This window comes from Synechococcus sp. MIT S9509, from assembly GCF_047303035.1.
GTDB lineage: Bacteria > Cyanobacteriota > Cyanobacteriia > PCC-6307 > Cyanobiaceae > Synechococcus_C.
In genome coordinates, this window is sequence record NZ_CP138940.1 from 2,780,942 (window position 1) to 2,793,560 (window position 12,619).

General features: G+C 58.4%; 17 protein-coding genes and 1 tRNA gene. 9 read left to right on the forward strand and 9 right to left on the reverse strand.

What is annotated here, in order from left to right:
* Positions 1-5 precede the first annotated feature (5 nt).
* Together SIB73_RS15480 and psbM are read left to right on the forward strand one after the other, a co-directional pair.
* Positions 6-500, forward strand: a complete 495-nt coding sequence (locus SIB73_RS15480) for a 2Fe-2S iron-sulfur cluster-binding protein (protein WP_413403805.1) — start codon at positions 6-8, stop codon at positions 498-500.
* 58 nt (positions 501-558) lie between these two features.
* The gene (psbM, locus tag SIB73_RS15485; protein ID WP_006042119.1) at positions 559-663 is read left to right on the forward strand and encodes a photosystem II reaction center protein PsbM; all 105 of its coding nucleotides are present in this window, start codon (positions 559-561) and stop codon (positions 661-663) included.
* A gap of 32 nt (positions 664-695) precedes the next feature.
* Here the strand turns inward: psbM and SIB73_RS15490 are convergent, their stop codons facing one another.
* A complete protein-coding gene (locus SIB73_RS15490) occupies positions 696-1,544 on the reverse strand; it encodes a universal stress protein (RefSeq protein WP_413403804.1) in 849 nt (282 codons plus the stop codon).
* A 54-nt stretch (positions 1,545-1,598) separates the two neighbouring features.
* Between SIB73_RS15490 and SIB73_RS15495 the strand changes: the two genes are divergently transcribed.
* The 5 genes from SIB73_RS15495 to SIB73_RS15515 are packed head-to-tail and all read left to right on the forward strand — an operon-like array spanning position 1,599 to position 4,891.
* On the forward strand, positions 1,599-2,048 hold the full coding sequence (locus tag SIB73_RS15495) for an acyl-CoA thioesterase (protein ID WP_413406083.1): 450 nt from the start codon (positions 1,599-1,601) through the stop codon (positions 2,046-2,048).
* 28 nt (positions 2,049-2,076) lie between these two features.
* Positions 2,077-3,183 carry a DNA-processing protein DprA gene (locus SIB73_RS15500; protein ID WP_413403803.1) on the forward strand — a complete coding sequence of 369 codons (1,107 nt, stop codon included), beginning with the start codon at positions 2,077-2,079 and terminating at the stop codon, positions 3,181-3,183.
* Positions 3,184-3,192: 9 nt separating this feature from the next.
* Positions 3,193-4,116: a peptide chain release factor N(5)-glutamine methyltransferase gene (gene prmC / locus SIB73_RS15505; protein WP_413403802.1), complete on the forward strand. Its 924-nt coding sequence runs from the start codon at positions 3,193-3,195 to the stop codon at positions 4,114-4,116.
* A complete protein-coding gene (locus SIB73_RS15510; RefSeq protein ID WP_413403801.1) occupies positions 4,113-4,730 on the forward strand; it encodes an L-threonylcarbamoyladenylate synthase in 618 nt (205 codons plus the stop codon). Before prmC ends, SIB73_RS15510 begins: the two co-directional genes overlap by 4 nt.
* On the forward strand, positions 4,718-4,891 hold the full coding sequence (locus tag SIB73_RS15515) for a hypothetical protein (RefSeq protein WP_413403800.1): 174 nt from the start codon (positions 4,718-4,720) through the stop codon (positions 4,889-4,891). Before SIB73_RS15510 ends, SIB73_RS15515 begins: the two co-directional genes overlap by 13 nt.
* A 29-nt stretch (positions 4,892-4,920) precedes the next feature.
* Here the strand turns inward: SIB73_RS15515 and SIB73_RS15520 are convergent.
* From SIB73_RS15520 to ctpZ, 7 genes are all read right to left on the reverse strand, one after another.
* A tRNA-Thr gene (locus SIB73_RS15520) sits at positions 4,921-4,992 on the reverse strand.
* The gene (locus SIB73_RS15525) at positions 4,983-5,225 is read right to left on the reverse strand and encodes a response regulator transcription factor (RefSeq protein WP_413403799.1); all 243 of its coding nucleotides are present in this window, start codon (positions 5,223-5,225) and stop codon (positions 4,983-4,985) included. Before SIB73_RS15525 ends, SIB73_RS15520 begins: the two co-directional genes overlap by 10 nt.
* A gap of 50 nt (positions 5,226-5,275) precedes the next feature.
* Positions 5,276-5,554 (reverse strand): cell division topological specificity factor MinE, encoded by a 279-nt coding sequence (gene minE / locus SIB73_RS15530; RefSeq protein WP_413403798.1) that lies wholly within the window; start codon positions 5,552-5,554, stop codon positions 5,276-5,278.
* A 5-nt stretch (positions 5,555-5,559) separates the two neighbouring features.
* On the reverse strand, positions 5,560-6,375 hold the full coding sequence (gene minD, locus SIB73_RS15535; protein ID WP_413403797.1) for a septum site-determining protein MinD: 816 nt from the start codon (positions 6,373-6,375) through the stop codon (positions 5,560-5,562).
* Between the two features lie 62 nt (positions 6,376-6,437).
* The gene (gene minC / locus SIB73_RS15540) at positions 6,438-7,118 is read right to left on the reverse strand and encodes a septum site-determining protein MinC (protein WP_413403796.1); all 681 of its coding nucleotides are present in this window, start codon (positions 7,116-7,118) and stop codon (positions 6,438-6,440) included.
* A gap of 26 nt (positions 7,119-7,144) precedes the next feature.
* A complete protein-coding gene (locus SIB73_RS15545; protein WP_413403795.1) occupies positions 7,145-8,392 on the reverse strand; it encodes an HD domain-containing protein in 1,248 nt (415 codons plus the stop codon).
* Positions 8,393-9,694, reverse strand: a complete 1,302-nt coding sequence (ctpZ, locus tag SIB73_RS15550) for a carboxyl-terminal processing protease CtpZ (protein WP_413403794.1) — start codon at positions 9,692-9,694, stop codon at positions 8,393-8,395.
* 66 nt (positions 9,695-9,760) lie between these two features.
* On the opposite strand from ctpZ, the gene petB reads away from it, so the two are divergent.
* Together petB and petD are read left to right on the forward strand one after the other, a co-directional pair.
* Positions 9,761-10,417, forward strand: a complete 657-nt coding sequence (gene petB / locus SIB73_RS15555) for a cytochrome b6 (RefSeq protein ID WP_006042106.1) — start codon at positions 9,761-9,763, stop codon at positions 10,415-10,417.
* A 75-nt stretch (positions 10,418-10,492) separates the two neighbouring features.
* Positions 10,493-10,975, forward strand: coding sequence for a cytochrome b6-f complex subunit IV (petD, locus tag SIB73_RS15560; RefSeq protein ID WP_186491904.1), 483 nt, complete (start codon positions 10,493-10,495; stop codon positions 10,973-10,975).
* A 63-nt stretch (positions 10,976-11,038) separates the two neighbouring features.
* Here petD and SIB73_RS15565 read toward each other — a convergent pair whose 3' ends face one another.
* On the reverse strand, positions 11,039-12,547 hold the full coding sequence (locus SIB73_RS15565; protein ID WP_413403793.1) for a glycoside hydrolase 100 family protein: 1,509 nt from the start codon (positions 12,545-12,547) through the stop codon (positions 11,039-11,041).
* Positions 12,548-12,619: the final 72 nt, after the last annotated feature.

A 12,619-nucleotide genomic window follows, 5' to 3' on the forward strand; every position in this document is an offset into this window, starting at 1 on the left:
GTTCAATGCCTGTCATCCGTTTTGTGCGTGAGGGTCGGGATGTTGAGTGCTTTCCGGGCGAAAACCTTCGCGCTGTGGCCGTGAGGGAGGGAATTCAGCTCTATGGCTTAAAAGGCCAGCTCGGCAACTGTGGAGGCTGCGGTCAGTGCAGCACCTGCTTCGTCAGGGTTGAAGGTGAGGAGACCGCCGCCGCAATGAGTCCCAGAACAGCAGTGGAGGAAGCCAAGCTCAGGCGCAGGCCGGAGGGATGGCGTCTTGCTTGCCAATCACTGGTTGAGCAGTCGGTGGTGGTGGTGACGAAGCCGCAGAGTTCGATGCCAGATCAGGACAAACGTGTGGCCGCTGCCTTGGCAGCTCCTCTGCCCACGGGGCCGGTGGAATGGCCTGGGGCAACCGCAGTGGAGGAGATTGATGATGCTGAGGCAGCCAGCGGTGCAACCACGCAGGCGCTGGAGTTGTCAGGTACAGGTGCGCCTGCAACGCCCGGTGAAGAGCGCTGATCGGTTCACGTCAAAGCTTTCCGGACGGTGATACGTTCCAGCAGGTTCTTGCACATCCATGGAAACCAACGATCTCGGCTTCGTGGCCAGCCTGCTGTTTGTTCTGGTGCCGACCGTCTTCCTGATCATCCTGTTCATTCAGACGAACAGTCGTGAAGGGTGATTTCCCCTTGCGGCTGGGATGATCTTGAGTTGTCACCTCTGCTCGGGTTCTCTGACCAGCAGTACAGGGGCAGGCGCATGAACGCGGATGTAATCGCTCACTGATCCACCAAGCAGTTTGTCGAGATCAACCAGTCCCCTCGCTACCAAGGGACGACGATCCTGAGAGGCCAGCACGACCAGATCGGCGTTGACCTGCTCTGCCGCCAGGCACACTCCCTTGCCGATATCTGCATCGGTCACGTGCAGGGGTTTGAGTTCAACACCCAGTTTTCGAGCACGCTGTACGGCTCGCTCCAGGTAGCTGTCGCCTTTGCTGGTGGCTCCTCTGGATGGAGTCGGGTCCTGTCGCGCCACGTGAACGCCGGTCAGCTGTCCTCCAGGGATTTCGCTGACCATCTCGCAGGCCAGCTTGAGTGCGTCGTCGCCTACACCAGTGCCATCGATCGTGACCAGAACCCTGTTGATATGACGGATGTAAAGATCGTCTCTGACCAGCAACATCGGCCGCGTCGAAAGTTGGAAGACGTACTGGCTGGCGCTGTTGGACAGGATTGAGCGAAGCCTGCCAAGGCCTCGGGATCCCATCACGATCAGATCAACATCCAGCTCATCCGCCACATTGAGAACGGTCTGCTTGGCATCTCCCTGGCGGATGATCGAGTTCACGTCCTGCGGATTGAGACCCAGTTTTTCGACGGCCCCGGCGAGAAGACTGCCTGCGCTTTCCCAGTGCTGTTGCGTTGCTGCCATGGTCTGTTCAGGGACCACATGCAGCAGGTTGATCCTGGCTGCCTGGAAGGCCGGCAGATCGCGCAGCATGTTGATCATTTCACCGACATGGCCTTTGCCTGAATCGGCGATCAGAAGGTTCTTGAACACGGCGAGGTTTCAGCCTATGCAGCAGCCTATGGCCGATTGGAGTTCCCAGTTCACATGCTGAATGAGAGCGTTACCAGGTCCCCCTGGCGTCTGGTCAAGCGAGTGCTTCCACAGCACACCGACCACGGAGGTGTGATGTGGCACGGCGCCTATGTGGGATGGCTTGAGGAGGCCCGTGTGGAGGCACTGTCGGCCACCGGATACCCGTACGAACAAGTGGCTTCAAGTGGCCTGGAAATGCCCGTTGTTCAGCTCCAGATCCGGTATCGCGAGGCACTGATGCTCGGGGATGAAGTGGAGCTGATCAGTGTTTCCGGTGGTTCCCGGGGTGTTCGCTGGCCCTGGTCAACCCGCTTCATGAAGGCCGGCATCTGTGTGGCTGAAGCCTCTGTGGAGCTTGCTCTGGTGAGGGTGCATCCGGTTCGGAGAGTTCTGCGTCATCCCCCTGAAGCGGTGGCGGAAGCATTGAGAGCCCTGGTCGAGGGACCAGGACATCCGCATTGATAGTATTTTTGTACTAGCGCAATGGATTGTGTCGGAGCGGGCCTGGCAATGGTTGTGGTTGCAGTGCCCAGGAATCGGTCCGGCGCGGATGCGACAGCTCTGTGCTGCTGCTGAGGCCTCTCAGGGTTTTCAGGAGCTTTGGGAATGGTCTCTCTCAAAGCTGCGCCAGGAATTCGGATGGCCGGCATCGGTGCTGTCTGCGCTTGAGCGCTATCGAGCAAGCCGCGGTCTGCAGCCTTGCCTCGACGTGCCCGTCGATGTGCTTTTGCCCTGTGACACTGAGTGGCCAGCTGGTTTTGACAGGCTGGAGCGTCCGCCGCTGTCGATTCAATGGCGTGGAAGTCGAAGCCTTCTGTCCTTGCTCTCATCGCAGCAAGGGGTCGCCGTGGTGGGTACAAGAAGGCCTTCCAACCACGGTCTTCGGATGGCAGACCATCTGAGTCGAATCCTCGCCGAGGCCCACTGGCCTGTGGTCAGTGGGCTTGCCGAGGGCATTGATGCAGCGGCTCATCGGGCCTGTCTTCAGGCTGGCGGCACTCCGGTTGCGGTTCTTGGAACACCCTTACATCGCGTTTATCCGCCTGAACATCGGAGTTTGCAGCAGGAGGTCGCGCAGGCCGGGCTGCTCATGACTGAGCTGCGCGATACAGAGAGGGTCACGCGATCCGGTTTCGCTCTGCGCAACCGCCTGCTTGTCGCTGTTACCAAAGCTGTTGTGGTGGTCGAATGTCCAGAGAACAGCGGGGCGCTGCGCTCGGCAGCGATGGCGCGCTCCCTGGGCATCCCCGTCTGGGTTGTTCCGGGTGATGCTCTGCGTGCTTCGGCTCACGGCAGCAATGCGCTGCTTGAGTCGGGAGCATTGCCGCTGACCAACGCTCAGGCTCTGATCGATCAACTGGGGGCAGGCCCGTGTATGTCCTTCGTGAGGGAAAGCACCACCACCATTTTGAAGTCCCAGAATTCTCTGCCTTGCCTGCAAAGGCGACTGATGAATCTGGTGGATAACGATTCCACATTCGATGAGATGGTGCAGGCACTGGAATCAACGCCTGAGTTTGTCGCTACAGAGCTTCTCAAACTTGAGCTGGCTGGCCTGGTGACTCCGCAGCCAGGCCTTCGTTGGCGTTCGCTCTAGGTTGATTCCATGGAGACAGCCTTGTGTTCAGGACAGGAATTGCTGGCCTGGCGTCGCCGACAGTTGCTTCGTGGTGGGCGGGCTGCTGATCTCGATTGGCTCCTGGCGATGGAAGGCAACCTGAGCTGGGCTGAACTTCAGCGGCTGCGAATCATGCCTGAGTCAACCGCTGCTCTGGACAGCACCCTCCTGGACCTGGAGAGTCTTTGGTCTCGGCATCTTCGCAATCACATTCCGCTTCAGCATCTCGTCGGACGCTGTCCGTGGCGTGACTTTGATCTTCAGATCAGCCCTGCCGCATTGATTCCTCGTCAGGAGACAGAGCTCCTGATTGATTTCGCCCTTGATTGCCTTCAAGACCATGACGAAGGAGGTTGTATCTCCACGGGGCTCTGGGCAGATCTTGGAACAGGCAGCGGAGCGCTGGCAGTCGCTCTGGCCCGTGCTCTTCCTGAATGGCATGGACATGCCGTGGATGCCAGCACGGCTGCTCTTGCATTGGCGCGGATCAACCTCAACAACCTGACGAAATCTGGGATCTGGCAGCTGCATCAAGGGTCTTGGTGGGATCCTCTCGCTCCCTGGTGGGGTCAGTTCGATCTGGTTGTTGCCAATCCTCCTTACATCCCCTCCCAGATCGTTGAAGCTCTCGACCCCCTTGTTAGAGACCATGAACCAAGGCTGGCACTTTGTGGCGGTGAGGATGGCCTGGAGAGCTGCAGAACGATCGTGGAGCGGGCTCCTCTGGCACTATCCCCGGGTGGGTGGCTGCTGCTTGAGCATCATCACGACCAGAGCGATCAGGTGCTGGGCCTGATGGGATCGGTCGGACTCGTGTCCTGTCAGCCCCGCAGTGATCTCAGAGGCGTCAAGCGTTTTGCCATCGGCAGACGCTCTCCTGATGCAGAGGCAGTTCCTCGGTCTCTCCCATGACCCAGGACAAGCCCTCACTGATGTCAGCCAAGGCGTTGGCACAGCATCTCAGGGATGGTGGAGCAGCTCTGCTGCCCACGGACACCTTGCCGGCGCTTGCCGCTGCGCCTGCGCATGCGGCCCAGGTCTGGACCCTCAAGCAGCGGCCGCAGGACAAACCTCTGATCCTCATGGCGGCTGAGGCTGATCAATTGCTGGCTCTCACCCAAGAAGACGCCAGGAGTGATGCCCAACCACTGGCCCATCGCTTCTGGCCAGGCGCGCTCACTCTGGTGCTTCCTGTGGAAGGGCGCCTGACTCAGCACCTCAATCCTGGCCAAGGAACCCTGGGGATGCGCATTCCAGCATGTGATCTCACCCGTGACCTGTTGGTGCAGAGCGGTCCATTGGCCACAACGAGTGCCAATCTCTCGGGTGCGCCGCCATCTCAGAGCGCAGCGGAAGCCGCTGTCGCTTTCCCGGATCTGCCGCTGCTTGCACCTCTGCCCTGGCCTGATCCATCCGGTCTGGCGAGCACCGTGATTGCCTGGAGGTCACCCGGGTGCTGGCAACTCCTGCGCCAGGGCGCTGTGATGGTTGATGTGATTGAAAGGTCTCCCCCATGCTCTGGCTGATCGCGCTTGTGCTGGTGCTCCAGGCCCTCTTTCACTGGACGCTGGAACCGGCGATCCGATGGTTCACGCCCTTGTTTGAGCTGAGGCTGCTGCCATTGCTGCTTGGCTTGCTGGGCATCTGGTTGCTGGCTGGGCGCACTGACTCAGACAGAGCGCACTGAAACAGACGGATCTGATTTGAGTTCCTAGAAGCCGGCTGACGGATTTGAACCGACGACCTTCGCTTTACAAAAGCGCTGCTCTACCACTGAGCTAAGCCGGCAATATCGGAACTCTACCGGCGCACATCCGACCGTTCTCTCTGATCTGTTCAAACCACCAGAGGCATAGTTGCAGCCTGGAACGACAGCCTGTCTTTCCCAGAGAACTGCTGATATGACTTTCAACGGTGCGGACACTCAAAACAAGCGTTTCAGCAATGGCGCGATTGCTCATGCCCTGGAGCAGAAGATCGAGCACTGCAATCTCTGCTGGTGTGAGCTGAAAGTTCGTCATGGGTCGGGAGAAGTCCTGCTAATTGGGATTCCCCTTCATCCCACCAGGCGTCACTCCTGGGTGCTGGACGCCATCGAGCGTCGGATCGGCAGGTTGGCCACCAGTGCCGTCACACGATCTTCTGTCTCCAGGCTCACATCGCCTTCTTCGAGGTCAATGTCCACATATTTGGCAACGACTTCAAAGATTTCGCGTCGCATCTGATCGAGTGTTTCAGGGCTCAGGTCGCTGCGATCGTGAGCCAGCACCAGCTGCAGCCGTTCCCTTGCGGTGGTCGCACTGGCGGGTTGACGGCGCAGGATTTTGTCGAGCAAGTCTTGCAGAGTCATGGCATTCAGAAAATCTTGGTTTGCATCAGTCGGCGAACTGTGGCGCGAATCCCGCGTCGTCCGTCTTTCGCAGGGTCCATCAGAGGGATGTCCTCTCCCTGAAGACGACGGGCAATGTTGCCGTAAGCCCTGGCGGCAGGAGAGGCTGTGCCATTGAGAGTGAGCGGTTCGCCTCGGTTGGTGCTGACAATCACCTGCTCATCTTCGAGAACAAGACCCAGCAGAGGCAGAGCCAGGATGTCGGTGACGTCGTCAACCGCCAGCATCTCCTGGTTGACCATCATTTTGGGCCTGACCCTGTTCAGCACGAGCTGAACGGGTGAAACCCCATGGGTATTCAGCAATCCGATCACACGATCGGCATCTCTGACCGCCGATACCTCTGGAGTTGTAATCACAATCGCTTCCTTTGCAGCAGCGACTGCATTCTTGAAGCCGTCTTCGATTCCTGCGGGGCAATCGATCAGAACGTAGTCGAAACGTTCCGACAGCATTCCTGCAATGGTCTGCATATCTTCAGGTTTCAACCACTCGAGCATGCGTGGATTTCCCGCAGGCAGCAGTGCCAGATTCGGCTCCTGCTTGTGCTTCACCAGGGCCTGGTCCAAGCGGCAGGTTTCCGCGAGCACTTCCTGAGCAGTGAAGACGATGCGATTCTCGAGTCCAAGCAGCAGATCGAGATTTCTGAGGCCGAAGTCCGCATCCAGAACGACGGTGCGCGCCCCCTGCCCAGCCAGTGCGATGCCGAGATTGGCAGTGAGGGTGGTCTTGCCGACGCCGCCCTTTCCCGAGCAGATCAGGATCGTTCGCGAATTGGTCACGGGGTCCCGTTTTGATCGCGCCACCTTAATGGCATTGATTCGTCCCGTCCGCTCGCAAACGATCAGATCTGCTGAGGTAAGAAGGGGGGGCTGGCAGGCTCAATCGAGATGCCGCTGTCGAGAATCAAGGCCTGCTCCGCGAGTCCGGGCTGGGGGCGTTCCTCTGGACCGCGCGCAACGAGTTCGGCGATCCTCAGCTGTAGTGGTCTCAGCTGCAGTGCCACGATCTTGGCGTTGCTGTTGCCCTTGCTGCCTGCGTGGGCCCGGCCTCGTAGGCGTCCCCAGACATAAATATCACCCTCGGCGGATGCAGATCCGCCTGGATTCACATCACCCACAATCAGCAGGTGTCCTCGGGTTTCAATGTGGTCACCCGACCGCAAGGTTCCCCGATGAACCGTGAGGTCAAGTGTGGTTTTGGCTGCATTCGGCTGATCATTGCCAGCTGCCCTGACTGGGATCTCCTGGCAGGCCTCCCGAACAGGCAAGCCCAGGGCAGCAGCACTGATCAACGTGTCGCGGCAGCCTGTGATCACCAGCTGAACACCGTGGCCAGCCTGATCCAAGGCATGCAGCAGCTCGTCCAGATCACGGCAGCTCAGACTCCAGTCTCCGATGTCCAGATCGAGGTCTCCCGGAGGTAGAGAGGGCAGCTTGCCCGGAAGCCACTGCTGCCAGGACACGGACCGGAATTCCGGCAGCCTGAGGCAGAAAGGAACCTGAAGTGCTGGTTCAGCGGTCATGGCCGAAGAGTAGGGAGATCACGGGCCTAGCGAATGCCGGCCATCGCCATCTGCAGTTCGGTGGAGATGTCTCCCGGGTGAATCAACCAGGCTGATTCTGCGGGGATTGCGAGGCTTTTGACCAGTGGCGAGCACTGTTCAAGCGCCTGAAGGCTCTGACCGTCCCAAAGCCGCAATCCCCCTCGATAGGGGTGATATCCCCTGATCTGATGGTGCCGAAGTCCACAACACATTTCAGGGTCGAGACCAGCTGCAGCCGCGTGAGTCTGCGCTTTGGCCAGCAGTTCCAGCTGCGCTGATGCATTCATCCGGCTGACATCGAGAGCTTTGAACAGTCGGCGGTTCAGAAATCGATCGCAGAGATCTGCAAGCGGCTCAGGTGCTTCCTCTTTCCATCGCTGCAGGTGATAGCCGGTGCGCAGGTCGTCGTTGGAGAGATAGATGTGGAGGTCGAGCTCCTGGGGATGCCATAGCCACGTCTTCATGATTCGGTCAGCCCAGATTCGGCTGGGGCCCAGCAGTCTTGCTTGGCGGATCAACTGATCCAGCAACCAATTGCAAACCACATTGAGGCGGTGGTTGTAGACACTGCGGTACATCAGGCTCCTCACCACCAGGTAGTGCTCCACTGCCATGAGGCCCTTCGGATGAATGGCCAATTCACCATCGGGAGCCAGTGTGATCGCGCCGAGGATGCGATCAAGATCCAGCTGTCCGTACCGGGCTCCTGTGCTGTAGCTGTCGCGCAACAGGTAATCCAGACGATCGCAGTCAAGCTGACTGCTCACGAGAGCCTTGATGACCCCACGTTCTGCTCGTCCGTGCTCCAGAAGATCGGCCACCGAGGCAGCCGTTCCTGATGAAAATCGTTCAAGAGGGGCCTGGATGTCAGGGTGTTCCCTGATCACTCGTGCTGACCATTGCTCGTGGTTTGTGCCGAACATCTCCTCGCCTGAATGGCTGAGGGGGGCATGGCCGAGGTCGTGGAGCAGAGCGGCGGCGTAAAGAACGCCCTTCTGGGTTTCAAGAGAGGGATCGAGCTCAGTCAGGCGGCCCATTGCCCGGCGCGCGATGGCAAACACCCCCAGGGAGTGGGTGAACCGACTGGATTCGGCGCCATGAAATGTGAGGAATGCCGGTCCGAGCTGGCGGATACGTCGGAGTCTTTGAAAAGGAGCCGAATCGACAAGTGCGAGCACCATGGCTTCGGCTGGTTCTCCTGCGTCCAGGCTGATGCCGTGATGAAGGGGGTCGTGATAGGTGCGTGAGCTCATTCAGCTCACCGGCTCCGCTTCGTCGACGTCCGTGATCGGCAGCTGATCCGCACCGGCCTGACTGGCTTCCTGGTCAATCATCGACTGGAGCGCCAGTTCGGCGTCCGTCAGCCAGCGATCGCCTTCACCTCCGGGATTCAGTGGTTCAGGTCCATCCAGGATCCTGTCCGGAGTGATGCCTTCGCCCTGAATGTCCCTTCCGCTGGGGGTGACATAACCCGCCACGGTCACGGCGAGTCCGCTGCCGTCACTGAGGTTGGTCAGTGTCTGGATCAGTCCTTTGCCGAAGGTGTTGCTGCCCAGCAGCTGAGATCGTTCATCGTCCTGAAGCGCGCCCGCAAGAATTTCACTGGCGCTGGCCGTCCCTCCATTGACCAGCGTCACCATTGGGCCCTTGTAGAGCACTTCGGGACCTGCCTGAATCGGATCGGCGATGCCGCTCCGGTTTCTGGTCTCCACAATCGGTTGCTGATCAAGGAATGCATCGGCAACCGCGAGTCCGGCACTGACCAGCCCCCCCGAGTTGTTGCGTAGATCCAGCACCAGCCCCTCAACGCTTTTGTCGGATAACTCGTCGATGGCAGCCCGAACCTGTTCAGGCACGCCCTCGCTGAACTGGGTGATCCTGATGTAACCGAGGGTATGGGTGTCACTGCGCAGCCGCCTTGTCCGCACCGGTCTCAGGTCGATGTTGCGGCGCTCCAGAGTGATCTCCTGCTTTTCCTCCTGCGGTGGCAGCAGAGTCAGCACCACCTGGCTGCCCACATCCCCGCGGAGACGGGCTGCAGTCGTTTCGAGGCCGAGGGTCTCAACAGCTTCACCGTTCACAGCCAGCACTTCAGTTCCGCTCACGACACCGGCTTCAGCTGCGGGGGAACCTTCCAGTGGAGCGATCACAACGATTGCATTGCTGTCCTGACGGTGGCCCAGCTGCAGGCCAACACCGCTGAGGTTTCCCTCATTGCTGGCCTTCATCACCTCATAATCCGCAGGCCTCAGAAGCCGGGTGTAGGGGTCATTGAGAGGCAGCAGCATCGCCTCAATGGCGCTGTAGGCCTCTTCACTGCTTTCAATCGTGTTCTCCAGCGCTTTCTGGCGAAGTCGCTTCCATCGGATCCGATCGAACTGTTCAGGGTCCAGATAACCCTGATTCACAAGACGCCAGCTTTCCACCACCAGTTGCTGCGCATCGTTCAGTGCCAGGGCCTGCGGGCTGGCGATCAGAACAATGAGAATGGCGCTCGCCAAACCAAAAGCCAGACGTCGCAGACGATCTGACCATCCGTTAACAGTCGGCAACATTGGCTTCATCCCTGCCCGCAACTGGAACGACATCGGTAGACTCTCGCAATCCAAGCCCACCTCTGCATGGCGAACTCCTCACCTGTCTACGACTGGTTCCAGGAACGTCTTGAAATTCAGGACATTGCTGATGACATCAGCAGCAAGTACGTGCCTCCACACGTCAACATTTTTTACTGCCTCGGTGGAATCACACTTGTGTGTTTCCTGATTCAGTTCGCGACCGGCTTCGCGATGACCTTCTACTACAAGCCGACGGTCGCTGAGGCTTACAGCTCCGTTCAATACCTGATGACTGATGTGAGTTTCGGATGGCTGATCCGTTCGGTGCATCGCTGGAGTGCCTCGATGATGGTGCTGATGCTGATCCTTCACGTGTTCCGCGTCTATCTCACCGGTGGTTTCAAGCGTCCACGTGAACTTACCTGGGTCACCGGCGTCACCATGGCTGTGATCACGGTCTCCTTTGGGGTCACGGGCTATTCACTCCCCTGGGACCAAGTCGGCTACTGGGCTGTGAAGATCGTCTCAGGCGTCCCTGCTGCCATTCCAGTGGTTGGAGATTTCATGGTTGAGCTGCTTCGTGGTGGTGAAAGTGTTGGTCAATCGACACTGACCCGCTTCTACAGCCTTCACACATTTGTGATGCCATGGCTGCTCGCGGTATTCATGCTGATGCACTTTCTGATGATCCGTAAGCAAGGCATTTCCGGTCCCTTGTGATCCGTTTCAGTCTTTGAGCGCTACGCCGTTCAGCTCCCCTGGTCTGCTTAAGGTTCATTCACCACCTCCTGATCCATGCACATTCTCAAGAAGCCGGATCTGTCGGATCCCAAGATGCGCGCCAAGCTCGCCAAGGGCATGGGCCACAACTATTACGGCGAACCAGCCTGGCCAAACGACCTTCTCTACATTTTTCCGGTCGTGATTCTGGGCACGATTGCCTGCATCGTTGGACTTGCTGTGCTTGATCCAGCCATGCTTGGTGATAAGGCTGACCCGTTTGCAACTCCGTTGGAAATTCTTCCTGAGTGGTATCTGTACCCCGTTTTTCAGATTCTCAGGGTTGTTCCTAACAAGCTTCTCGGAATCGCCCTCCAGACCCTCGTGCCCCTCGGTCTGATGTTGGTTCCGTTCATCGAGAGCTTCAACAAGTTCCAGAATCCTTTCCGCCGCCCAGTCGCGATGGCGGTTTTCCTGTTCGGGACAGCCACCACCATTTACCTCGGCATCGGCGCGGCAATGCCCATCGACAAGTCTCTGACTTTGGGACTCTTCTGAGCTTCACTTTCAAAGAACTTCTGATGTAAGAAGCCATCAGCCCGGCCGTTCAGCCGGGCTTTTTTAGTGCTGATCCCAGTCGTTAAGACTGTCCTCAGCCAGATCATCCTCGGGGTCAGGCACAGCCCCATCATCAAGATCCAGCAGCAGCACATCATCAGGGTTGACGCGCAGAAAGTGGTGGAGCAGGAGAAAGCCAACAATGGTCCAGGTCTGGAAGGTCCTGGACTGCTGCCCCACCCATGTCCCGGTAGGACCATCGAAATATTCAGCCCACTGTTGTCTCGGCAACTGGTTGAGATGACTCCAGTAGCACTCCTCCAGCAGTGCTTTCATCTGCCCCATCAGCAGGACGTCGGCATGGGGGTGACGACGCTCATGCAGCAGGATTGAACCACCGAAGAACCACAACAGGCTCGGCCAGTGACCGCCGTTGTGATAACTCCAGGGCCAGTTCTTTGGATCCGAACCGGTTTTGTTCTGCCATTCCAGACTTTCCATCGGCGGGTGACAGATGCGCATGGGCATCTCCGCCATCAGGTGGTCGCGGTTGTGGAGAGTCAGACGGAAGAGCGCACGTTGTTGCGGGGCAGTCAGCAGCCCGAACAGGCAACCCAGTGAATTGCCAAGGCTGTAGAAGCGGAAGTCGGGTCGTCCTGTCCGCATGTTGCCGATCAAATACCCGCCACGGTTCTCGAGCCAGTCCTGCAGCCAGTCAGGGATGACCTGTGGCTGAACATTGAATTCGTTCTGGTGCTGGTTGTCTCCGTATTGTTCGGTTGGCCTGCGCCTGAGCACCTGCATGGTTTTGCTGGTGACCCAGTAGTGCTTGAGGAGAAACTGGCGAAGGTCGTGAACCCACTGTCGGGTCAGTACCAGTCGTTGATCCAGCAGCCTGCTGTTCTGATGTTTGCGTCCCAGCTCCATCAGCTGTGTGCAGCAGCGAAGTGATCCGTACAGCAGCACCTCCACTTCCAGTGGTGCGCCCCAGACGTCCATCGGGCGATCAATCATGAATGCGCAGTCCGGTACGAACAGCACAGGCGTTCCTTCAAAGGTTGGATGCAGAACAAGATCCAGGAGAAGCTGAACACCGCGTTGAACCGCCTGACTGGAGGCGAATTCCTCGTCTCCACTCGATTTCACATACATCCAGCACAGAACCGGCCACCAGAGGCTGGCGTCGACTGAGGTGATCCGGCCGATGGAACGCTGGCCATAGTCAGCAATCAAATGGCCTTCTTCCTCCACGAAACTGGTGGGAAAGACTCCTCGTGTCTGGTACGTGGTGCTCTGCAGGTCAAGACAAATGGTCAGGAATTGACGCACGATGTCGAACCGCTTCTGCGTCAGCAGGTAGAGCATCACGGGAACGTTGTCTCTCAGGAAGATCTCGCCGTAATTGAGAGCTTCGTCGTGGCGAGGATGTTCCAGGGCGGCAACGCTGCCAGCCAGGTGACCACGCAGAGGAATCAGTGTTCGCTCGAAATGTTCTCGCGCCTTCTGGACCACTTGGTCTTCCTTCGAGCTCGGTCGAACACGCTGGTTCTGTTGGCTGAAGCGTCCTGCCATGGTCCGTTGCGTATAGCCAAAACGTAGTGCTGGCTTTCGATTTCGGCAGTGGAAGCAACTCTTGAGATGCGA